Here is a 21,963-nt window from a genome sequence, read left to right as displayed (position 1 = left end):
GTCCGGAGGTGGTGGCGGCGCCGGTGCGGCGCCGCCACCACGAAGGGTCAGCCGCAGGCGAGCGCGCCGAACGGCGCCTCGAACGCCGCCGTCACCGGCTGGCCGTCCACGCTGCCGGTGGCCTTCACCGTCGCGACCCCGGCCGGCACCGACTCGGCGCGGGTGGTGAACGCCTGGTAGGCGGACTTGCCGGGGGCGACGCCGGACACCGTGCGCGAGCCGTACGGCGTGATCAGCTCGATGGTGAGCGGCACGTCCTCGGCGTTGCGCGCGTTGACCGAGACGTAGGCGCGGGTGCCGATGCACTGGGTGCGCGCCTGCACCTCGACGTCCCACGTCGGGGTCTCCGGGGGGTCGCCCACGGTGAGGGTCAGCGTGGTCCGCGTGGCGCCGGCCTGGCTGACGTAGTCGGGCAGGATCAGGTTGCCGATGATGGTGTAGCGGCCGGGGGTGTCGACGATGTCCTCGTCGAACTCCCAGTCGACGCCGATGGCCTGGTTGTCGCGGGAGCCGTCGTTGTAGGAGACCTCCACCTTGTCCGGCAGGTGGGGCAGCTCGCCCACGTCGACGGAGCGCTCGAACGTCTCCGCGCCCTGGATCGAGATGCCGCCCGGGGCTGTCTCGGGACGCACGTACACGCGGGCCTCGGCGATCAGGCCGTACGCGTCGTTCGTGCCGTAGACCACGAACGGTTCGACGTTGGTCTCCGCGACCATCGCCGGCGTGATCTCCTGCCAGTTGAAGGCGACGGTGCCGCGCGCACCGCTGGCGTAGACCGCGTCGAGCGTGCTCGGCAGGGTGGGCACAGCGCCCACGGTGGTCCGGATGAGCACCGGAGAGCGCACCGAGTCGACGGTCTCGCCGTTGGCACGCCACCGCAGCACGCCGGTGCCGGCGCCGCTGCCCATGAGGCCCCAGATGCGGATGCGCAGATAGCTGGTCGTGACCGGTTGGAAGTCGAAGTGGTTGTAGGTGTTGGTGGCGAGCCCGTCGGCGTACGTCGAGTCCCCGGTGAGGGTGACCGGCGTCCAGGTGGTGCCGTCCGCGGAGCTCTCGATGGCGTACGTCGTGCCCGTGGGCCGGCGGGTGCCACCGTTGTCGTCGTACCAGTAGATGTCGGTCGACGACAGCCGCACCGGTGCGGTCCACCGGTACTGGATCCACGCCTCCCGCTCCGGGCTGGTGCCGTTCTGTGTCTGGCCCCAGTTGCCCCAGCCGTTCCCGGCACCCGGGTTCGAGCTGTTCGGGGTGGTGCTCTCCTTGACCCGCTGGTGGTTCTCCCACGACGCGGTGCCGCTGGTGCTGACCGTCGCCGAGGAGCCGAACTCGGCGACCACCTCCCGCTTGGCGAGGGTCACCGCCACGGTCGCCTCCGACCGCTTCTCGCCGTCGCTCGCGAAGAGGCGGAACACGTAGTCACCCTCGACCGTGCCGGTCACCCGGGTCGTCAGTGCCTTCGGGTCGGAGAAGATGACGCCCGCTCCGGGCGGGGCCGAGACGGTCTCCCAGCCGAAGGTGAGCTCGCTGTCGTAGGGGATGCCGTCGTCGGACGCCGTGCCGACCAGCCTGGTGGACAGGTTGCCGTCCGCCGAGCCGTCGCGCGCGGCGGTGACCACGGGGGCCTGGTTGGAGACCTCCGGTACGTCGCGTCCCGAGTCGAAGACCTGGACCTCGGAGATCGCCGTGTAGAACGTCGGGTTGTTGGTGAAGGCGATGCGCAGTTTGCTCGACGTCACGGTGTCGAACAACGCCTCGTTGAACTTCGCCGACGGGACGGTCGGGTTCTTGAACTGGCCCGGTACCTCCTTCCAGCCGCCGTCGCCGTCGGGCACCTGCACCCACCAGCGCGCGGGCTCGCGGTAGCCCCCGGCCTGGCGGTCGCTGACGGCGTACACCTTGACGTTGTCGAAGGATTTCGCCGACCCGAGGTCCAGCTCGATGTAGCCGTTCTTGTCGGTCGTGCCGTAGTTGCCCCAGTACGGCTCGTTGGCGGTGACGCCGTCGGTCACGGCCGCGAGCGACACGGGCCGCTCGGTCTCCTTGATGGCGCCGGGTGTGTAGTTCATCGAGGTGGTGCTCCAGCCGGGCGTGTGGAACTGCCGCCACGGCGTCGGCCGCACGCCCTGCTGGCTGTACGACGAGCTGAGGTTGGCGCCCGCGGCCAGGTTCGGCGCGTCCTCGGTGAGGTCGATGCCGGCCGTCTTCAGGTACTCGACGACGCGGGTGTCCTCGATCGGGGTGTCGACCGCGCTCGGGACGTCGGCCCCGGTCGTCGCGGTGAACGTGACGGTCAGGCCGGCCTCGGCCTGGACCTGGTTGGTGCGCGGGTCGTAGGTGAGCTTGCCGATCTTGTCGGTGCTGACCTTCTTCTCGCCGTTGAGGAACAGGCTGTAGCCGGCGCCCAGGCCATACTTGCTGCCGTCGGGGTCCCAGACGATGGTGACGTCCTGCCCGTGGTAGCGCAGGTTGTTGGCCATGAAGTGGTCGTAGCCGAATTTGATCGGCGATAGCTCGATCTTGTCGTCGGAGCGCGGCTGGAGGCCGGCCATGTCCTCGACGAAGATGTAGTTCATGTTGCCGAGCATCACGTGGTTCGGGTTGTTGCGGTTGTAGGTCTTCGCGGTCGGGTTCCAGTTGGAGTAGTACTCCGCCTGGTTCGGGGCGCGCAGGTCCGCGTTGGGGTAGATGCTCCAGGCCATCCAGTCCAGCAGCCGCTTGGCGTACGCCGGGGTGATGTACTTCTGCTCCGGGTCGTAGTGGCGCAGCGCCGAGCGGACTCCGCGGTACTGCACGGTGAAGTTGATGTTGGAGAAGTTGTTGGAGCCGCCGATCCCGTAGGCCGTCCGGTCGTACTGGTTGGCGGTGTAGAACGGGAAGATCGGGAAGTTGTCGCCGTAGGTCAGGAAGCGGTACCCGTCGACGTAGTTCTGCCACTGGTCGTACGGGATGAGGTTCTCGGCGTAGACGTCGTAGAGGTTCGACTCCCGGGCCGGGATCAGGTCGCGGGACGTCGCGGGCAGCGGGTTGGGCCGGCCGTTGGCGCTCGCCGCGCTGGTGGCGCCGTGGGAGGTGCCGGCGAGGAACATCCGCATGTCGGGGCTCCACAGCCGGTCGAGGATCGCCGCGCGGATCGCGTCGGCGCCGCCGGCCATCTCGTCGACCTTGCCCTGGTCGGCGCCGGCGAGCTGGTAGAGCTGGCGGGCGGCGTCCAACGCGCCCCACACGTACGCCGACTCGGGGCGCTCGATGGTGCGCGCCCCGGGTGCGCCGGCGTTGCTCTTCGGGTAGCCGAAGGTGATCGCGTCGGCGTCGTTGCCCGGCATGTAGTTGGTGTCGTAGGCGATGAGCTTGTCGTCGTTGCCGTCGTAGTGCTCGAGCTGACCGACGCCGTCGCCCTCGAAGTAGCGGGCGAACTTCCGGGCGATCTCCTTGCCGCCGCCGTGCACGTTGTAGGCCTCGAGCCCGGCGGTGCCGATGTACTGCGAGTAGTGGTTGTTCCAGCTCGTGTGCCCCGGGCTGTCGAGGAAGGCCGACGAGCCGGACAGCTCGCCGATGTTGAGGACCTGGCCGTACGGCAGGTAGGGCGTGCGCAGCCACTTGGTGTCCTGCAGGTGCATCGGCTGGGTCAGCGCCACGGCGTTCTGGTAGAGGTTCACCCCCTCGATCGTCGTGGGGTACTGGTAGACGTGGCCGGGCGCGTTGGCGTCGAGGGTGTTGTACCGCTCGCCCCACCAGCGGTAGACGATGGCCTTCTCCAGCGCGGGATCGGGCACGTTGATGTAGGGCACGTCCTGCGCCCAGCGGCGGTTGAAGGCGGTGATGCCGGTGCGCACGGCCGTGGCCGGCGACATCTCGGCGTACTCCTGGTAGCTCTGCACGGCCCTGGTCAGGCTGGCCGAGGAGACGGCGCCGACCACGGACAGCGACACCGAGCCGCCGGCCGGCACGGTGATCTCGCGGTCCAGGTTCGCTCCGGTACGACTGAAGCCGGCACCGGTGACGTCGACTCTGATCGAATCCCACGCCGTGTCGACGAGCCCGTTGTTGGCGCCACTGGTGATGGTGCGCGTGCCGGTCAGCGCGGCGGCGCCCGGTCCGGCCTGGGTGGCCAGCGGGGACGCGGCGCGGACGGTGAAGGTGGCCGACGCGTCGCCGGGGTTGTCGAAGTCGAGGGCGGTGACGGCGACGTTGTCCTCGGTGATGAACTTGGTCTGGTTGGCGGTGACTCCGGTGGTCCCGATCGTGTACCGGCTCTTCGCGTGGCTCGGCGCGTTGAACCGGTTGGCGTTGACCTCGGCGACGGTCTGCCCGGGCACCGTGACGGTGTACAGGTTGCCGAGGTTGTTCGGGCCACCGACGTACGCGCTGCCGGCGAAGCCCATGACGGTGAAGTTGTTGTTGCTCGCGCCGCGCATGTAGAGAGAACGGCCCCGGCTCATCAGCACCGCCGACCCGATCGTTCCGGGGACGCCCAGCACGCGGTCGAGGTAGTAGTCCGTGCCGCCGGCGGCCAGGTCCTTCTCGAAGATCGACTGGTGCATGTTCCCCGCGGTGAACGGCACGCCGGGCTTGAGCTGGTTGGCGACGTCACCGACGTTGCTGTAGGTCGGGTCGCCGATCTCCATGGCATGGTTCTGCCCGTTGGTGTAGACCCCGACGTCACCCTCGTTGCCCGGCAGGACCGGGCTGGCGGCGTGGGCCGGAGACGGTACGCCGACCGCCCCTCCCAGCACCAGCGCGCCCAGGGCGGCCCAGAGGGGCACCCTCCTCACTCTTCTATGGATCATGTCGTTTCCTCCCTGTCGTCGGTGCGGCTGAACGGGCGAGGCGCGTACGGGCGTTAGCGCTAACATCAGGGAGCCGGTCGGCCCCTGACATCTCGTCAATGCTCTGTCGGGAGCCAGACGCGCATGGTCGAGGGCCCTCGGTTGGCCCAGTCGTGGTACTCCACCAGCGCCACCTCGTCGACGCCCTCGTCGACCACCGGCGCCGACTCGGCCGCGTCGGTCCGGTACGGCCAGTCGTGCTCGCGTGGATGGACGCGCCGGCATTGCACGGTGACGCGGCCGTCGACGAGGCGGGGCGGTTGGCTGGTGTCGACGCGGAGCTCGTCGACCGTCTCGACGTCGGGCACGTCCACCGACTCCAGGGCGAGCACGAGGGGGCCGTGCTCCACCGCGACGCAGCCACGGACCGCGTCGATGCGGGCGTCCGGGTAGGTGAACCGGGGCGCCATCGGCAGGGACAGAACGACCTCGTCGTCCCGTCGCCACGTCCGGTTCTCCGTGACGAGGCCGGGACCGACCGCACGGGTTTCTCCGTCGACGGTCAGCGTCGCACCCTGGCCCGCCCAGCCGGGCACCCGCAACGACAGCGACCAGGGGCGGTCGTCGTCGCTCTCGATCCGCACCCGGACCTGCCCGCTGTGCGGGTAGTCGGTCGCGATGCGCACGCACAGGTCGCGCCCGTCGGCGAGGCGGTGCTCGACGGTGCCCGGCAGGTACTGGTGCAGTTGCAGACCCTCGTCGTCGGACGTCGCGACGTAGGCCGCCAGGCTGGCCAGGGTGCGGGCGACGTTGGTCGGGCAGCAGGAGACCTCGAACCAGGGCGCCCGCAGCGAAGCCGCCGCGCGCAGGCTGGGCCGGTCGGCGTCGGGAAGGCTGCCGAGCTCGCGGCGGTGCAGCGTGTTGGTGTAGAAGAAGCTCCGTCCGTCGGCCGACGGCGAGGTCGACACCACGTTGAACAGCGTCCGCTCGATGACGTCGGCGTACCGGGGGTCGCCGTCGGCGAGCAGCAGCCGCCACGCGAGCATCACCGAGCCGACGCCGGCGCAGGTCTCGGAGTAGGCACGGTCGGGAGGCAGCACCCAGTCCTCGCCGAACGCCTCGTCCTGATGCCGGGAGCCCTGCCCGCCGGTGACGTACGTGCGCCGGGCCAACCCGTTGCTCCACTGGGTGCGCACCGCGTCCAGCAGGCTGGCGTCCTTCAGTTCGACGGCGACGTCGGCGGCGCCGGCCGCGAGGTAGTTCGCCCGTACCGCGTGCCCTCGCAGGACCGTCGCCTCCCGGACGGGCCGTTCGTCCTGGAAGTACTCCCGCCCGAACTCCACATCGCTGAGCCGGCCGTGACCCCGCCGGTCGACGAAGAGCGCGGCCTGGGTCAGGTAGCGGTCGTCACCGGTGACCCGGGCGAACTCCACCAGCGCGGTCTCGATCACCGGGTGCCCGCAGATGCCGTCGACGCCGTCCGGCCCGAAGGTCTCGCAGACGTTGTCGGCGGCACGGCGGGCGACCTCGAACAGCCCGTCGTCCGCACCCGGACGCGTTCGGGCGCGGGCGACCGCGGCCTGCAGGAGATGACCGACGCAGTAGAGCTCATGACCCCATTCGAGGTCGGACCACCGGGGCGCCTGCCCCGGGCGACCGAACCTGGTGTTGAGGTAACCGTCGGCCTCCTGCGCCGCGGCCACCCGTCGCACGAAGGCGCGAAACCGCGACTCGAGCCCCGCATCGCCGGTCCGGCCGATCTCCCACGCCGCCGCCTCCAGGAACTTGTAGATCTCCGAGTCGGAGAACTCGCGTCCACGGCGATCGCGTGACAGGTCGCCCCGCACGGCACGGTCGAAGTTGCCGATCCAGCCCGCACGCTCGAGCCAGTGCGCGATGTGCGGCAGAGTCGCGGCGGCGTTGATCGACTGACGCTCGGCCCAGAATCCCCCCGTGATCCGGACCTGGTCCAGCCCGAGCGGCCGGAGCCGGCCACGGATCGGCAGGACAGGGGCGGCCGTAGGTGCGGTGCCGCTCATGGTCATCCTTTCATCGCGCCGGACATGAAGCCGCGCACGTAGTGTCGTTGGAGCAGCAGGAACAGGACGATGCACGGAAGGGCGAGAACGACGACGCCCGCTTCGGTCGCCCCGTAGTCGACGACACCCTGGACCTGGCCCCGCAGGTTGGACACAGCGAGCGGAAGGGTCATGCGCTCGCTGTCGTTGATGAGGATCAGCGGTGCCATGAAGTCGTTCCACGCGGTGAGGAACGCGAACAGCCCGACGGTGATCAGGCCCGGCTTCACCGCGGGCAACAGCACCCGCCACAGAGCGCTGAACGTCGAGCACCCGTCGACCATCGCGGCCTCGTCCAGTTCACGTGGCACCGCCTCGAAGGAGATACGCATCAGGAAGGTGGAGAACGGCAGCTGGAACATCGTGAGCACGAGGGCCACGCCGACGAGGGAGTTCTCCAGCCCCACCTGGTTGAGCAGCACGTAGAGCGGGATCAGCAACGTCGCGTACGGGACCATCAGGATGGCGAGCGTGACCAGGAACAGGATGTTCTTGCCGGGGAAGCGGAACCGGGCGAACGCGTAACCACCGAAGAGCGAGATCAGCAGCGTCAGGGCGACCGCGAGCAGGGCGACGAAGGCCGTGTTCGCGAGGTAGCGCCAGATGCCGGCCTGATAGTTCGCCAGCGTCTCGTAGTTGCCGAAGCCCCAGCCGTCCACCTGGTTGGTGCCGGCCCGCGGGCCCACCGAGGCGACCGCCGTCCAGAGCAGCGGAGCCAGGAAGATGAGGCCGACCGCGCCGGAGAACACCCAGTACGGCGTGCGCAGCGCGATGCCGGCGATGGTGACGCCCCTGGGTCCGCCGCGGCGACCGGGCGCCGCGGCGGGTGGCGGAGCTCCGCCGGGATCGACGCGGGAACGGGATACGGCGACCATCGGGGTCAGCTCTCCTCGGATCGGAAGGCGCGCAGTTGCAGCGCGTTGATGAGGACCAGGGCCAGCAGCACGATGAGGGAGAGGGCGGCCGCCACACCGAGGTCGTTCTGACCCTGGAACGCCACCATGTAGATGAGCTGGACGACGGTGATCGTGCTGTTGTCCGGACCGCCCTTGGTCAGGATGTAGAACTGCTCGAAGGCGAGCAGGGAACCGGTCACGCACAACACGGTCGTCAGCGCCAGGGTCGGACGCAGCAGGGGCAGGGTGATCTTCCGAAAGGTCTGCCAGCGGGTGGCACCGTCCGCGCGGGCGGCCTCGTACACGTCCGCCGGGATGCCCTGGAGGCCGACCAGCATGAGCACCATGTAGAAGCCCGCGTAGCGCCACACGATGAGGAAGGTCGTCGAGATGAGCGCCGCGGTCGGTGAACCGAGGAAGGTGACGCCGAGACGGTCCATCACCGGCGCCAGCGGGCTCGCGTACGGCGAGTAGAGCACGTAGAACAACAGGGACGCCGACGCCAGCCCGAGCGCGCTGGGAATCAGGAACGACGCACGGAGCAGGTTGTTCCACCGGCTCGACTCCTGCACGAGCAGGGCCAGCCCCAGGCCGAGGGCCAGGAGCAGCACGGTGGCGAGCACGGTGTACTTGACGGTGAACACCACCGAGTCGGTGAAGAACCGGTGGTTGACCGCCTTCACGAAGTTGTCGGGAGCGTTGATCCCCTGGTCGCCGGTCAGCAGCGGCCATCTCGACACCGACATCCTGATGACGAGCAGCAGCGGTACGGCGAACAGCGCCACGACGAACACCGCGGTCGGTGTCGCGTAGAGCCAGCCCAGCAGGGCCTGCCGGCCGCGTGGGCGGGCACGGCCCCGCGTCGCCGCACTGGGCGGGCGAGACGGTGCGGTGACTCTCATGGGAACCTCTCGGTCGGTCGACGGCGGGCGGTCGTGGACACGCGGGGACGTGTCCCGCCGCGGGCGTGTGCCGGCCCGGGAAAGCCGTTGGTCGGCACACGCCCGCGATGGGCAGCTACTGCTTGAGCACGGCGGTGATCTCGCCGTTGTCCTTCTGCAGGTCGCCGCTGCCGTTCAGCACCTGATTGCGGACGAGGGTCAGCCATGGGCTGTTCGGCGCGTTGAACGCCTGCTGGAAGTTCAGCGCGACGGGGGTGTCGCCCTTGCCGGCCGCCTCGTTGATGGTGACCAGTCGCGGGTCCTCGGCGGCGTACTTGTTGGCCGCGAGGTCGGCGCGGGACACCACGTCCTTGTTCTTCGCCAGCACCTCGACCTGGGCGTCCTCGGACATCATCCAGCCGAGGAAGTTCCAGGCCTGAGCCGCCTTCTTCGAGTCCTTCGACACGCCGATGCCGTCCCCGCCCACGAAGGTGGAGCCACCACCGCTGGGGCCGGGGATCGGGGCCACGCCGACGTCGAACGGGGTCGAGGAGAGCAGCGTCGCCGGGTAGAGCATCAGACCGACCTTGCCCTCGGTGAACGGGGCGGTCCAGGTCGGACCCGTCTCACCGGCCGAGGCGGGCAGCACGGCTCCGGACTTCCACAGGTCGTTCCACGTGCGGTAGACCTTCTGGGCGGTGTCGTCGGCGAGCTTGGACTCGGTGCCATCCTCGCTCAGCACCTCACCGCCGCCGGCCCAGACCGACGGGAACCAGGTGAAGACGAGGCAGCCTCCGCAGTTCAGGCCGGTCGCCGTGCCGTAGACGCCGTTCTTCTTGGTCGCCTGGACCGCCTTGGCGGCAGCGGCGTACTCCTCGAGCGTCGCCGGGGCCTTCTCCGGGTCCAGCCCGGCGTCCTTGAACAGCTGCTTGTTCCAGAACAGCATCGACAGGTCCAGCACGAAGGGCAGGACGTGCTTCTTGCCGTCCACCGTTCCGGCCGAGAGGTGCCCCTTGTTGATGGAGTCCTTGAAGCTCAGGCCGTCGATGTTGGCGCTGAGGTCCTGGAAGAGGCCCTGATTCACCCAGTTCGGCACGTAGACGATGTCCGCGGCGAAGAGGTCCGGAAGGCCGTCCGAGCCTGCGGCCGCGCCGACCTTCGCGACGTAGTCGTCGTTGGGAACCACGGTCAGCTTGACCGTGTTCTGGTGGCCGGCGTTGTACGCGTCGACGAGGAGCTTCGCCTGCTTCTCCAGCGGCGCGCGGGTCCACAGGGTGAGCTCACTGCCGTCGTCGACGCCGTTGGGGCCGGCCTCTGCCGCGCTCGTGCCGCCGTCGTCGCTGCTGCACGCGGCCGTGGCCACGGTCAGCGCGGCCACGAGGACTCCTGCCAGTGAACGCAGAGCGGTGCGCCTGCCCAAGGTTCTAATCATGGTTCCTCTCCTAGGGGTTCATCGTTCGGAGAAAGCCGCTACGCGGGTCCCGCGAGCGAGGATCAGTCCGGTTCCTTGGTTCGTTCGTGTCGTCGGGGCGGGCCGCAGCCGCTACACCAGAGCGATGACGTCGGCCACCGCGGTCGATCACGGTGGCCGCCGGGCGGGTCCCGCGGATCGGGTCGGCAGCAGTGCGGACCGGTCCACTACGGACCATCCGGCACGTCGCGAGATCGCTGGTCCTCATCGCGCCCCCCGCCTCCCGCCGGATCCGGCGCGGCTCGTGCAGCACGTCGTTACCGCCGCGACCGGGGTGGTGGATGTCACGTTCCGCCGCTAGCGTCGCGCACGAAAACGGTTTCGGCAAGATGTCAGGCGGGTAAAACCTGAACCGCTTTCGCTGGCGTCCTTACCGTCCTACGTGGGCAGACTGGGCACCTGGCCTGCCAGGGGTCGGAGTCCGCGAGTGACTGTCGGGTTCCCTGAAAAGCTTGCGAAAAGGTTTCGGTAGACCGGCAGGCAGGTCGACCAGGTGTCCGCGGATCCACACGGCTCCGCGTCCCACGCCGTCGGTTCTCACCGACCGCCAGCGGCCAGCTCGGCGAGCATCCCCTCACAGCTGCGGACGACGACCTGCGCGCCGCGCCGCTGGGCCAGTGGGAGCAGCGGGTCCTCGGCCCGGTCCCGCCACCGCCACTGCGCATCGGCGGCGACCTCCCAGAGCCGCTGCACCGTCGCCTCGTGCTCGACGCCGAGGCGGGCCGCCAGCCCGACGCCGTCGCCACCGATCAGCCGCTGCGCCTCGGCGACCAGCTCGGCGTCGAACCCGAGCCGGCTGTTGCGTAACGCCACCAGCAGACGAAGCTCCCGAAACTCGTGCGCACCGGCGAGGATCTGCTCAATCGTGCCGACCAGCTCGTCGGCGCCCCGGACGGGCTCGGCGCGCACCAGCGCCTCCACAGCGGCCAACGCCGACCGGGCCTTCAGCGTGTCGCGGCGATCGATGAAGCAGCGGGTCATCGACTCGCGCAGCTCGGTGAGCCCGCTACGCCGGATGAGTTCGGCGGACAGCTTCACCCGACTGTCGAACCCGCTACGGACCAGGACGGCCGCCAACCGGATCCCGAAGAGCCCGAACCGATCCAGCAGTGCCGCGCGCACCTCGGGGTCCAGCCGTACCGGCAGCTCGCCACCGAGGAAACGGTCGGCGGAGAGCAGGTGCGGCTCCAGCTCCGCTCGGGGCACCCGGGCCAGCGTCGCGAGCGCCACGAAGTCCGACTCGCTGAGCATCCGACCCGCCAGACCGATCGCCCCGCTGCACGCCACCACGTTCACACAGAGCGCGCCGACCCGCGGATCCCGGTGGTGGCGGCGGGCGAGCTGGCGGGCCGTGAGCAGCCCGTCGATCCGGCCACCACCGGTCTCGTCGGCCCGGGACAGCACCATGATCACATTCACCGGCGCGGCCTGCCCGACCGCACTGTCCCGGCCGGACTCCAGCACCCGCAGATCACTGTCGCGACCATCGCGGGTCAGGTACAACACCGCGTCCGCGTCCCGCAGCACCCGGTCCATCACCGGCACGCGACCCTGCTCCCCGGTGCCGGCGACCGCCGGAGTGTCGATCAGGGTCACCTGGCGCAGTGCCCGGGTCGGCCACCGCACCACGATGTCCCGCACCTCCCCCGCGCCCCAGCCGAGGTCCACCCGCATCCCGGTCGCGGATTTGACCACCGTCAACTCCTGCGGAGGCTGGCCGGCCGGGTAGGCGGTGGCGCGCGGTTCGACGCCGTCCTCGTACCAGGTGAAGACGCCGTCGGCTCCCTCGACCGGCGCGACCTCCTCCCCCATCAGCGCGTTCAGCACCGTCGACTTGCCGGAACGCCAGGGACCCGCGACCGCGATCCGCAACGGTTGCTCCAACCGGGCCACCTGATGCCGCAACTGCCCGACGACCCGGGGATTGTCCTGGTAGAGGTCGATGGCCTGGTGCAGCAACCCCCACGCGGCCTCGTCCAACCGCAGCCCGACGGTCACGCCCGAGGCTCCAGCAGCACCGGGGCCGCGCGGGTGCCGCTCAGCTGCTGAGCCTGCTCGTAGAGCGTGGCCAACCGGGTCATCTTCAGCCGGATCTCGCGCTGCCGCTGGTCACGCAGGGCGGCATCGGTGTCCGCCTCCTGCTTTGCGCTGCGGAACGACTGGACGATGGCCTCCTGCAGCTCCTCGGTCAGCCCCGTGAAGTGGTCCCGCAGCATCCGCTGCACCTGCCGGGCGGCGTCCCGGCAGTCCCTGATCATCCGGACGAAGAAGTCGTCGACATGCCGCTGGATCGCCGTCTTGACGGTCGCCTGCCGGCGACGCAGCAACTGCTTGCTCTCGTCGCGGATGCTCTTGCCGCCGAAGAGCGCCCCGATGCCGACCGAGACCGGATTGATCATCGGCATCCCGGCCAACGTCGTCGCCAGACCGAACATCAGCATGCCGCCGTACGAGCCCTTCATGCCGGTGAACAGCTTCTGACCCGTGGTGAACCGGTCGATCTTCGGCCGTTCCAGCTCCGGCAGCCGGCCACCGATGTCCTCCGGCATCGTCATCGACCAGGGCGGCAACACGTCGTAGCCGTACCGGGCGAAGTTGGCGGCCACCCGCCGGGCTATCCAGTCACAGCGCTGGATCAGCCACTCGTGATTCGCCTCCGCCGCCTCCACCAGGCTGCGCTCCAGCCAGTCCTGGAAGGTGTCCCAGGCGACCAGCGGATCGGCCGTGTCGAACGCCTCGTCCACCGTGCGCAGGATCTGCCGGGTCCGGTCGCGCAGGTCGTACTCGATGTCCGAGAGCAGGTCGGCCATCTCGTCGGTGAGGGTGTTCTGCCACCGGGTGGAGCAGCGGCGCAGCTCGTCGACCTCACGCTGTGCCGCGTGCAGCCGGGAGATCGGCCCGGACTGCTCCGCGGCCTCCTGGGTCGCCAGCTCGGCGCGCAGCGGCGCGGCCAGCTGCTCCACCACCGTCCGGGCCACCCCCTGCACCGAGGCCCGGGCCAGCTGATCGGCCTTGCCGGACAGGTCCCGCTGCAACCGGGCGATCAGCGCGGGAAAGCCGGACTCGGCGTTGAGGCCGCGGTCGTCCGCCGCGGCCGCGCGCAGCCGCAGGGCCGCCGAGACCGGGATCACCGGCGCGGGGACACCGGCGTCGGCCAGGTGCTGGCGGTTGCGCTCGGCGATCGCGCGCCAGTCCGCCACGAGATCGGTCTTGCTCTGCACCACGACCACGTTCGGATGCGAACGCATCACGTGCAGCAGCATGTTCAACTCGGTGACCGAGAGCTCCCGCGTGGAGTCGGAGACCAGCAGCACGGTGTCCGCGCGGGTGGGAGCGGCGACCGCAGCGTTGCCGCCCAGCGCGGCGATCTCGTCGGCGCCGGGAGTGTCCACCAGCACCAGTCCGGCACCGAGCAGGGCGCGGGGCAGCCCGATCTCGACGTACGCCGGGCCACCACCGGGCCGACGCCCGACCGCGCCGGCCACCCCCGCCGCGACCTGGTCGAGCGCCACCGGCGATCGCTCGAGGATCGCCGCGGGCGCGGCGCCGGCGGGCCGGCCCGGAGCCGGTGGCGGCGCCTGGATCACGGCCGCGGACGGAACGTCGGCGTGCTGCACCACGGTCGGCAGGACGGTGGTGCGGCCGTCGCCGACCGGGCACGCCGGCGCGTTGATGATCGCGTTGATCAGCTGACTCTTGCCCTGGTTCGGCTCGCCGATGACCAGGACGCGGAGCTTCGGATCCAGCAGTTGGGCGCGCTTCTGCCGCACCGTCTGGAGCAGGTCACCTCGGCCGTGTGCGTTGCACGTGCGGGCGATCTCGTCCAGCACGTCCAACCAGATCCCCGCCATCACCGCACCAAGTGTGCGGATTTCGGCTCAATTATCAAGAGGGACCGGATGTGGAACCGGAGAGGGCCGGACCGCCCAGGGCGATCCGGCCTCCCGCTCCTACCGGGAATCCCCGTCAGAGCAGACCGCCGGTGATGCCCAGCAGTCCGTTGTCCGACGCGGCGTGCCCGCCGTCGTGCGAGTCGCCCAGCACGCCATCGGTGAGGCCGCCGGTCACGTCGCCGACCGTGCCGGTGACACCGGGCACAAGCCCGTCCACCTGGTGCGTAACGCCGCCCACCACGGACGGCACGTCGAGCGGCGGGACCACGCCGCCGACACCGTCACCGTGACCCAGGCCCAGCCCGCCCAGGGTGTCGTCGACACCGAGGGAGCCGACGACGCCGTCGAGCTGACCGCCGGTGCCGGAGAGGAGCCCACCGGTCAGGTCGCCACCGTGCAGGCCCGAGTCGGCGGTGCCGACCAGGCCGGTCGGGTTGCCCACCGTGCTGGTGACGTCACCGAGCACCGGGTCCACGATGCCGTCCACCGGCGCGACCACGTCGGCGTCGAGGGTGTGCGCCACGTCGTTCACACCCGTCAGGTCGGTGTCGAGCCCGTTCGGGCCGACGCCGAGGCCGATCCCGGGCAGCACGGTGACCCCGGCGGCGACCGTTGCCGGATCGACCGCGATGGCGCCCAGCACGCCGGCCTTGACGTCCAGGCCGGTGGGAGCACTGGTGATGCTGATCTGCTGCGCCACGCTCTGGAGCTGGCCGACCACATCGGTGGCGTCGGTCACCAGCGGGTCGAACCCGAGCTGCCCGACCGGGGACAGCGGCGCCAGGCCCTGCCCCGGGGCGTAGTCGACCACCAGCGGAACCACGTCCTGCACGTCGGCCGCGGTGATGTCGGTGAGGCCCGCGGCGTTCAGCGCGCCCTCCGGGTCGAGGTCGAAGGCCGACCGCGCGTCGGGGTTCGTCAGCAGGTCGAGCACGAAGTCGTGGAGGGTCTGGTTCGAGTCCATGTGCCGGTTTCTCCTCGGATGTGGCGTCAGCGACCGTCGTTCGTCGACAGTGACGTTATTGCGGGGAGCCACACCGGACATCGGGGCTCGGCCCGCATCCCGTCCCGCTGCATTAGGGTCTCCGCAGCCTCGTACGTTAGGGGGACTGGGGGAAACCGTCCCGGTCAGATTAGGGTCCCGACCAGGGAGCGATCTCTGGTACGAACGTAGGAGCCCGCGGGGGTTCGCCGGGGGTGGGTCGCCGGGCAGCGCCGAAGCGGTCGCCACCGGCCGGCCAACTCACGGGGAGAGATGAGACGGATGCCGTACGTCCTGGGGATAGACATCGGAAACACCAACACCGCCGCCGCCGTGGCGCGGCGACACGGTACGACCTGGACGCGTCCCGAGGCGGTCCCCCTGCACGCCGGCTCGGCCCTCGTACCGTCGGTGCTGCACCTGTCGGAGGACGGCTCGCTGCACGTCGGAGAGCCCGTGACCGACGACGGCAGCCGCACCACCAGGGACTTCGTCCGCCGGATCGGCGATGATGTCCCGCTGCTGCTCGGCGGCGAAGCGTGTGCGCCGCAGACGCTGACCGCCGAGTTGGCGACGTGGGTGGTGGAACGGGTGTACGCCTTCGAGGGCGGCCCGGCCGACGCGATCGTGCTCAGCCACCCGGCGGGCTGGCGCCCGTACCGGCGGGAGTTGCTGCACCGGGCGCTGTTCGACCTCGGTCTGCGCAACGTGACGCTGCTGCCCCACACGGTCACGGTGGCCGAGAGCCACGCGGCGCGCGGGTTCGCGGGCACCACGGCCGCCGTCTACGCGCTGGGTGGCAACAGCTTCGAGGCGGCCCTGGTGCGCCGCACCCCGCGCGGCACGTACGAGAGCTTCGGCGTCCCGCAGGGTCTCGATCCGATCGGCGGGACCGACTTCGACGAGGCGCTGGCCGGGCACGTACGGACCGTGCTGGCCCGGGAGCTGGCCGGCACCGCACGCCGGGGCGCCCAGGCCGCCCTGCGCGGGCTCCTCGCCGAGTGCGACCGGGTCAAGCGGGAGCTGACCGTCGACCTCGCAGCCGATGTGGTGCTGGCCCTGCCGACCGGCCCGGCGCGGGTCCCGGTGACCCGGGCGCAGTTCGAGGCCATGATCCGCCCGACGGTGCAGGCCACCGTGGACCTCCTGCTCCGGACCGTGCAGGGCGCCGGCCTGGCGCCGGCGCAGCTCGACGGCGTCCTGCTCGCCGGCGGTTCCGCCCGCATCCCGCTCGTCACCGAGCTGATCACCGCGGCCCTCCCGGTCCCCGTCGAGGTGGAGCCGGACGCACAACTCACCGCTGCCACCGGGGCGGCGATGGCCGCCTGCCAGGTGGTGTCGCCGCGCCCCCGCCCGCCGGAGCCGGTACGCGAAGCAGCGCCGACCTCCGGCGCCGGCCGGGCCACCATCCCGGCGACGCGCCGCCCTCACCACGACACCATCGTCCCGGGCGATCCGCCACCCCGACCCCCGGTCCGGATCCTCCCACTGGAACTGCCGAAGGCGTCCCGCCTGGCGCTGGCCCGAAGCCGGGGACGCGAAGGATGACCTTAATGATCATGAATGACGTCGCCGGGTCCCGGCTGGTCCTGGGCAAGGGGCCGACAGCCCTGCTGGAGATGGTCGCCGAGGACCCGACCGGCCCGCTCACCGTCGGCCTGGCCGGGCCGGGCGGCCATGGCAAGACGGCGCTGCTCGCCGAGCTGGCGCGGGTCCACCAGCAGGCCGGCATCGCGGTGCGGATGGGCGTCCCGGAGCCGAGCGAACCGGTCGACCCCGACGCATTGGTGCTGGTCGACGACGCGCACCTGCTCGACGACGCGCGGCTCGGGGCGCTGCTGCGTCTGGTGGCCACCCGCCGGCACCGGCTGGTGGTCGCTTACCGCCCGTGGCCCCGGTCGGCGGCCCTCATGGAGCTGGCCGACGCCCTGCGTCGCGACGGGCGGGCCCTGCTGCTCACCGCGTTCACCCGGGAGCAGACCGCGGCCCACCTCGCCGCCGTGCCCGAGCTGGGCCGGCGGAGTGACCTGGTCGACTTCGTGCACGCACAGACCGCCGGCGTGCCCCGGGACGTCGAGCGGCTGGCCCGCGGACTGCGCGGGCCGGAGAACGGCGCCGGCGTACCGGTCGAACCACCCCGGTCCGTCGTCCTGGAGTTCGGGCCGGACCTGGAGGTCCTGCCGGCCGATGTCCGTCGACTGCTGCTCGCCGTCGCGGCGGGCGTGCCACTGCCGGTGAGCATGCTCGGCGCGCTCCTCGGCCGGGAGCCCGAGGCGGTGGACGAGTTGATCGCGACGACCAGGGCGGCCGGGCTGCTCGGCGCCGATGGCCGGCTCGCACCGATCGTCCGGCGGGCCGTCACCGCGCTCAGCCCGGCGACGGACCGCACCGCCGTCTGGCGCCGGCACACCGAGTTGCAGCTCGCGCGGGGCGGCGCGGTGCTGCCCCTGGTCCGGTCACTGCTCGCCGTCGGCGTGCTCGGTGACTGCCCGGCCCCGACGTTGGCAGCCGCCGCGGAGGAGGCACTGGCCGATGAGCCGGCCTTCGCCGCCGAGTTGTTCGCGGCCGCCAGGGCGGCCGGGTGGCCAGCCAGCGCCCGGCAGGCGCTCGCCGCCGCGCTCGCCGGCAACCTCGACGGCGCCCTGCGGCTGGCGGACCGCCTCCTGGCCGCAGCCGCTCCCGCCGACCGCACCGAGGCCGCCATCGTGGCCGCGACCGCCCTGGCGCACCGCGGTCACGCCGACCGCAGCGTGGAGCTGTACCGGTGGGCGGGCACCTCCTCGTCGATCGCGTTCGCCACCGTTGGGGGGCTCGCCACCGGCGACCTGGCCGCCGCCACCGAGCCGCCGGCGGGCGACCCGGCCGGCGAACCACCCACGCTGCACGCCAGCGCCGCCCGCCTGATGGCCGACGGGGTACGGGAGAGCGTCGCCGGCACGCCCACCGGGGCGCTCTCCGCGCTCGTGCAGGCCGCCGCGCTGCTGGAACCGGACGGGCGGGCCGCGCTCCTGCCGGACAGTCCGGCCGCGCTGGCCGCCCTGACCGCCGTGCACTGCGGTGAGCTGGAGATCGCCGAACGGGTGCTGCACCGGGCCCTCGCGGCCGGTGTCGGCGGCCCGCTGATGGCGCGCCGTCACCGGCTGTTGCAGGCGTGGATCTTGATGGTCCGGGGTCAGACGCTCGCCGCGGCCGAACACCTCGCCACGGTCGCGCTCGACGGGCGACCGCTGGAGTCACGCGACCAACTCTTCGCCGCCGCGCTCCAGATGGGCATCGGCCGGCGCAACAGCGACCTCGGCGCGCTCAAGCGCGGCTGGGGGCAGGCGCTGGAGGCGGTCGTTCGGCACCCCGTCGACCTGTTCGCGCTGCTGCCGCTGGGCGAGCTGACCATCGCGGGCGCCCGGCTGGGTGACCTGGCCCGCCTGGAGCCGTACCTGCGGGAGGGCCGAACGCTGCTCGGCCGGCTCGGGGAGCCGGCACTGTGGAGCGTCCCGCTGCACTGGAGCGGGCTGCACGCCGCGATCCTGACCGACGAGCCGGCGACCGCCGACGAACACGTCGCCGCCCTGCTCGCCGCCGCCGGCCACAGCCGGTACGCGGCCGTGGTCGCCGCGGCCGCCGAGAGCTGGGTGGAGGTGCTGCGGGGTGTGGTCGACCCGGTCCGGGTGGAGGCCGCCGCCCGGGGGCTGCACGACACCGGGCTGTGCTGGGACGGCGCTCGCCTCGCCGGGCAGGCCGCGATCCGCACCTCGGACCGGCGCGCGATGACCAGCCTGCTGGAGTGCGCCCGAGTCCTGCAGGGCCGCCCGGCCGGCGCCAACGGCGGGCAGCGGCCCGCCACCGGCGAGGGCGCCACCCAGGTCGCCGACGCCACCACCGGCCCCACCCAGCAGGGGCTCAGCGACCGCGAGTACGAGGTGGCCGAGCTGGTGCTGGCCGGGCTGACCTATCGGGAGATCGGCGACCGGCTCTTCATCTCGGCCAAGACCGTGGAGCACCACGTGGCCCGGATGCGCAACCGGCTCAACTGCGCCAACCGCGCCGAGCTGCTGACTCTGCTTCGCGCGATGGTCGCCGACCGCGCCAGCAACGCGGCCGGCCAGCCGTGGCCGCAACGGACGGCCCGATGAGGCGGCGACAGGGTCCACGCCGGCCGGCCGAGCGGAGCGGAACGTGACGGGGCCCGAGGACCGGCGGACGCGGACCCGGCTCGTCGCGCTGGCGGCGATGCTGGTCACGCTCTGGTCGTACGCGGCCTACCTGAGCGTCCAGGACGCGGCTGACCTGCTGCGGGTTCGGGCCCTGGCGGACACGCTGGGCCAGCCCATCGACCGGCTGATCCTGAACCTGCAGACCGAGCGTCGGCTGACCGCCGAGACGATCGCCGGCGCTGAGGGGCCGGGGACCGCGCTGGCCGGGGCACGTGCGGGCACCGACCGGGCGGCCGCCGAGGTCCGCGCGTTCATCGAGGGCCGTGACCTCCGGCTGCTCACCGCCGGCGCGGTCCGCGACCGGGCCGACGAGCTCGGTCGACGGCTGAACGGCCTGGGCGCCGTCCGGTCCCGGGTGGACGCCGAGCGGCTCGACCGCGCCGAGGCGGTCGACGGGTACGACCAGCTCGTCGACGCGGCCTTCGCCGTGTACGGCCCGGAGTGGGGCGCGTACGAGAGTGCGCTCGCCGCCGACACCCGCGCGGTGATCGGCCTGGCCCGCGCCCGGGAGCTGCTGGCCCGGGAGGACACCCTGGTCAGCGCCGCCCTGGCCGGCGACCGGATCTCACCCGACGAGCGGCGCCGCCTGGCCGAACTGGTCGGCAACCAGCGGTACGCGGGCGCCGAGGCGACCGTCGGGCTGCCGGCCGACGGCCCGGGAGACCATCAGCGACTCACGCAGGGCCCGCGGTTCGCGAACCTGCTCGCCCTGGAGGACGTGCTGCTGCGAACGGGCAGCGCGAACCCCCTGAGCGGAATCACCGGGCCGGCCTGGCGGGCGGCCGCGGACGCCGCCCTCGGCGCGCTGCACGAGCTGGTGACGACGACCGCCCGCAGCAGTGTCGAGCGGGCCACGCCGGGTGCCGCCGTGATCGTCGCGCGTACCGGCGCCGTGGTGGGGCTCGGCCTCATCGCGGTGATCGTGGTCCTGCTGGGCTGGGCCGCCGCCGTCCGCCGGCTGACCGACCAGCTGGCCCGTTCGGGCATCGACCGCCGCTGGCCGGAGCCACCGGCCGGCGCGGCGCTCGCCGGCCCCGACCCTTCAGCGGGCGTCGAGACCTCGGCCCGGCCCCGGGGTGCCACGGCGACCGAGCACGCCACCCGGGACCTGTTCCTGCGGCTCACCCGACGCAACCAGGTCCTGCTACGTGATCAGCTCGGTCTGCTGGACGGTATGCAGCGGCGGGAGCGGGCCGCCGAGGAGGCCGACGAGCTGTTCCGGCTCGACCACCTCACCACCCGTGTCCGGCGCAACGTGGAGAAGCTGATCGCCCTGGCCGGCGCGGCGCCGGCCCGCCGGTGGCGGCATCCGGTGCCCCTGCTCGACGTCGCGCGCGGTGCGGTCGCCGAGGTGCCGGACTACCACCGGGTCCTGATCGCGCCGCACTGGCCCTGGTCGCTCGCCGGCCCCGCCGTCACGGACGTCATCCACCTGCTGGCCGAGCTGATCGAGAACGCCCTCGCCTTCTCGACGACGGAGACCACCGTCCGGGTCGCCGGCGAGCACCGGCCGCAGGGCTGCGCCATCCTGGTCGTCGACGACGGCCCAGGCCTCGACGCGACCGCGCTGGCCGGGGCCAACCGGTTGCTCGGCAACCCGCCCCCGGGCGGCCCGCCCGCCGGCCAGGCCGGGCTGTACACCGTCGCCGTGCTCGCCGCCCGCTGCGGCGCACGGGTCTTCCTGCGTCACAGCCAGCGCGGTGGGACGACCGCGGTCGTGCTCCTTCCGGCCAGGCTGGTCACGGTCACCGGAGCCGTCGGCGGACCGGCCGCGCCGCCCCCCGACCCCGCGCACCGACCGGCCCGGGCCGGAGCCGACGGGCCGGGCCCGGGCGACCACGGCGAGCTGCCGGTGCGGACCCGCCAACCCGGTCCGACCGGGCCCGAACCCGGCACCCCCGGCCCCGAGACCGTCGAGTTGCCGGTCGCGAGAGCAGCAAGGAGACATCGATGACGCATGCAGTGGTCACCGGAGACAGCCTGACCGGCGCCCTGGACCGCCTGGTCGCCCGGGTGCGTGGCGCGGAGTTCGCCGTGGTGCTCTCTCCGGACGGGCTGCCGTTGGGCGGGTCCCGGCATGTCGAGGCGAAGCTGGCCGAGCAGATCTCCGGCGTGGTGGCCGGCCTACTGGCGCTGGGTTTGGCCGCCACCCGGACCTGCGACGCGGGCGGCCTGCGCCAGATCGTGGTGCAGATGTCGCGGGCGTTCCTGTTCGTCGCCACCATCCGCAACGGGACCATCCTCACCGTTCGGATCGCCGGAGACGAGGCCGAGATCGGGGACATGGCGTACGAGGTGGCGCTGTTCGTGGGGCAGGCCGAGCGGCACCTGCCCGTCACCCTGGAACCAGCCTCCGCGGCGAGGAGCGGGGACACAGGTGCACACCTCCGACACCGCTGACGAGGCCTGGTACGACGACGACGCCGGCCCGGTGGCGCGTCCCTACACGATGACCGGCGGGCGCACCGCATCCGATCGCGGGCGATTCGACCTGATCTCACTGGTCGTCGCCCGGCGGGGCGTCACACCCGATGCGCCGCTCTTCCCCGAACAGGCGCGGATCGTCGAACTGTGCCACCATCCGATGTCGGTGGCTGAGGTCGGCGCCGAGTTGGACCTGCCCCTGGGGACCGTCCGGGTTCTCCTCGGTGACCTGCTCGCGGCCGGGCTGATCGAGACGCACGAACCGCCGGCGCTGTCGGAGCTGCCGACCGCGGACCTGCTTGAGGCGATACTCGTCGGGCTTCGCGCGCTGTGAACTGGACGGTTGGCCCCCGACCGGGGG

13 protein-coding genes are annotated in these 21,963 nt (G+C 71.9%); 5 read left to right on the top strand and 8 right to left on the bottom strand.

From position 1 onward, the window contains the following. Nucleotides 1-47 precede the first annotated feature (47 nt). The 8 genes from ACWD6N_RS28635 to ACWD6N_RS28600 all read right to left on the bottom strand — a co-directional run bounded on the left by ACWD6N_RS28635 (nucleotide 48) and on the right by ACWD6N_RS28600 (nucleotide 14,949). Entirely contained in the window at nucleotides 48-4,763 is a 4,716-nt protein-coding gene (locus ACWD6N_RS28635) for a galactose-binding domain-containing protein (RefSeq protein WP_450005335.1), read from the bottom strand. Between the two features lie 119 nt (nucleotides 4,764-4,882). After that, nucleotides 4,883-6,805 carry a glycoside hydrolase family 127 protein gene (locus tag ACWD6N_RS28630; RefSeq protein ID WP_354966766.1) on the bottom strand — a complete coding sequence of 641 codons (1,923 nt, stop codon included), beginning with the start codon at nucleotides 6,803-6,805 and terminating at the stop codon, nucleotides 4,883-4,885. A 2-nt stretch (nucleotides 6,806-6,807) separates the two neighbouring features. Next, nucleotides 6,808-7,719: a carbohydrate ABC transporter permease gene (locus ACWD6N_RS28625; protein ID WP_450005332.1), complete on the bottom strand. Its 912-nt coding sequence runs from the start codon at nucleotides 7,717-7,719 to the stop codon at nucleotides 6,808-6,810. A 5-nt stretch (nucleotides 7,720-7,724) separates the two neighbouring features. Continuing rightward, nucleotides 7,725-8,642, bottom strand: a complete 918-nt coding sequence (locus ACWD6N_RS28620) for a carbohydrate ABC transporter permease (RefSeq protein WP_354966768.1) — start codon at nucleotides 8,640-8,642, stop codon at nucleotides 7,725-7,727. A gap of 115 nt (nucleotides 8,643-8,757) precedes the next feature. Further along, nucleotides 8,758-10,053, bottom strand: coding sequence for an ABC transporter substrate-binding protein (locus tag ACWD6N_RS28615; protein WP_450005330.1), 1,296 nt, complete (start codon nucleotides 10,051-10,053; stop codon nucleotides 8,758-8,760). A gap of 576 nt (nucleotides 10,054-10,629) precedes the next feature. Then, nucleotides 10,630-12,090, bottom strand: a complete 1,461-nt coding sequence (locus tag ACWD6N_RS28610) for a GTP-binding protein (protein ID WP_354966770.1) — start codon at nucleotides 12,088-12,090, stop codon at nucleotides 10,630-10,632. Beyond that, nucleotides 12,087-13,943 (bottom strand): dynamin family protein, encoded by a 1,857-nt coding sequence (locus tag ACWD6N_RS28605; RefSeq protein ID WP_354966771.1) that lies wholly within the window; start codon nucleotides 13,941-13,943, stop codon nucleotides 12,087-12,089. Before ACWD6N_RS28605 ends, ACWD6N_RS28610 begins: the two co-directional genes overlap by 4 nt. A gap of 115 nt (nucleotides 13,944-14,058) precedes the next feature. Next, nucleotides 14,059-14,949, bottom strand: a complete 891-nt coding sequence (locus ACWD6N_RS28600) for an IniB N-terminal domain-containing protein (RefSeq protein WP_354966772.1) — start codon at nucleotides 14,947-14,949, stop codon at nucleotides 14,059-14,061. Nucleotides 14,950-15,249: 300 nt separating this feature from the next. Between ACWD6N_RS28600 and ACWD6N_RS28595 the strand changes: the two genes are divergently transcribed. The 5 genes from ACWD6N_RS28595 to ACWD6N_RS28575 are packed head-to-tail and all read left to right on the top strand — an operon-like array spanning nucleotide 15,250 to nucleotide 21,936. Continuing rightward, the gene (locus ACWD6N_RS28595) at nucleotides 15,250-16,515 is read left to right on the top strand and encodes an Hsp70 family protein (RefSeq protein ID WP_354966773.1); all 1,266 of its coding nucleotides are present in this window, start codon (nucleotides 15,250-15,252) and stop codon (nucleotides 16,513-16,515) included. Between the two features lie 5 nt (nucleotides 16,516-16,520). Beyond that, nucleotides 16,521-19,097 (top strand): LuxR C-terminal-related transcriptional regulator, encoded by a 2,577-nt coding sequence (locus tag ACWD6N_RS28590; protein ID WP_450005329.1) that lies wholly within the window; start codon nucleotides 16,521-16,523, stop codon nucleotides 19,095-19,097. A gap of 43 nt (nucleotides 19,098-19,140) precedes the next feature. Then, the gene (locus tag ACWD6N_RS28585) at nucleotides 19,141-21,132 is read left to right on the top strand and encodes a nitrate- and nitrite sensing domain-containing protein (RefSeq protein WP_450005327.1); all 1,992 of its coding nucleotides are present in this window, start codon (nucleotides 19,141-19,143) and stop codon (nucleotides 21,130-21,132) included. Beyond that, the gene (locus ACWD6N_RS28580; protein ID WP_354966776.1) at nucleotides 21,129-21,578 is read left to right on the top strand and encodes a roadblock/LC7 domain-containing protein; all 450 of its coding nucleotides are present in this window, start codon (nucleotides 21,129-21,131) and stop codon (nucleotides 21,576-21,578) included. The genes ACWD6N_RS28585 and ACWD6N_RS28580 overlap by 4 nt, the downstream gene beginning before the upstream one ends. Continuing rightward, complete coding sequence (locus ACWD6N_RS28575) at nucleotides 21,556-21,936, top strand: DUF742 domain-containing protein (protein WP_354966777.1); 381 nt, start codon at nucleotides 21,556-21,558, stop codon at nucleotides 21,934-21,936. Before ACWD6N_RS28580 ends, ACWD6N_RS28575 begins: the two co-directional genes overlap by 23 nt. Nucleotides 21,937-21,963 lie beyond the last annotated feature (27 nt).

It is taken from the genome of Micromonospora sp. NPDC005163 (assembly GCF_053599835.1).
This window is presented reverse-complemented; position numbering and strand designations above follow the sequence as displayed.

Coding starts and splice junctions, on each gene's coding strand:
- ACWD6N_RS28605 (WP_354966771.1), bottom strand. CDS start 13,943: ATGGCGGGGATCTGGTTGGACGTGCTGGACGAGATCGCCCGCACGTGC.
- ACWD6N_RS28590 (WP_450005329.1), top strand. CDS start 16,521: ATGATCATGAATGACGTCGCCGGGTCCCGGCTGGTCCTGGGCAAGGGG.
- ACWD6N_RS28615 (WP_450005330.1), bottom strand. CDS start 10,053: ATGATTAGAACCTTGGGCAGGCGCACCGCTCTGCGTTCACTGGCAGGA.
- ACWD6N_RS28580 (WP_354966776.1), top strand. CDS start 21,129: ATGACGCATGCAGTGGTCACCGGAGACAGCCTGACCGGCGCCCTGGAC.
- ACWD6N_RS28620 (WP_354966768.1), bottom strand. CDS start 8,642: ATGAGAGTCACCGCACCGTCTCGCCCGCCCAGTGCGGCGACGCGGGGC.
- ACWD6N_RS28600 (WP_354966772.1), bottom strand. CDS start 14,949: ATGGACTCGAACCAGACCCTCCACGACTTCGTGCTCGACCTGCTGACG.
- ACWD6N_RS28630 (WP_354966766.1), bottom strand. CDS start 6,805: ATGAGCGGCACCGCACCTACGGCCGCCCCTGTCCTGCCGATCCGTGGC.
- ACWD6N_RS28595 (WP_354966773.1), top strand. CDS start 15,250: ATGCCGTACGTCCTGGGGATAGACATCGGAAACACCAACACCGCCGCC.
- ACWD6N_RS28625 (WP_450005332.1), bottom strand. CDS start 7,719: ATGGTCGCCGTATCCCGTTCCCGCGTCGATCCCGGCGGAGCTCCGCCA.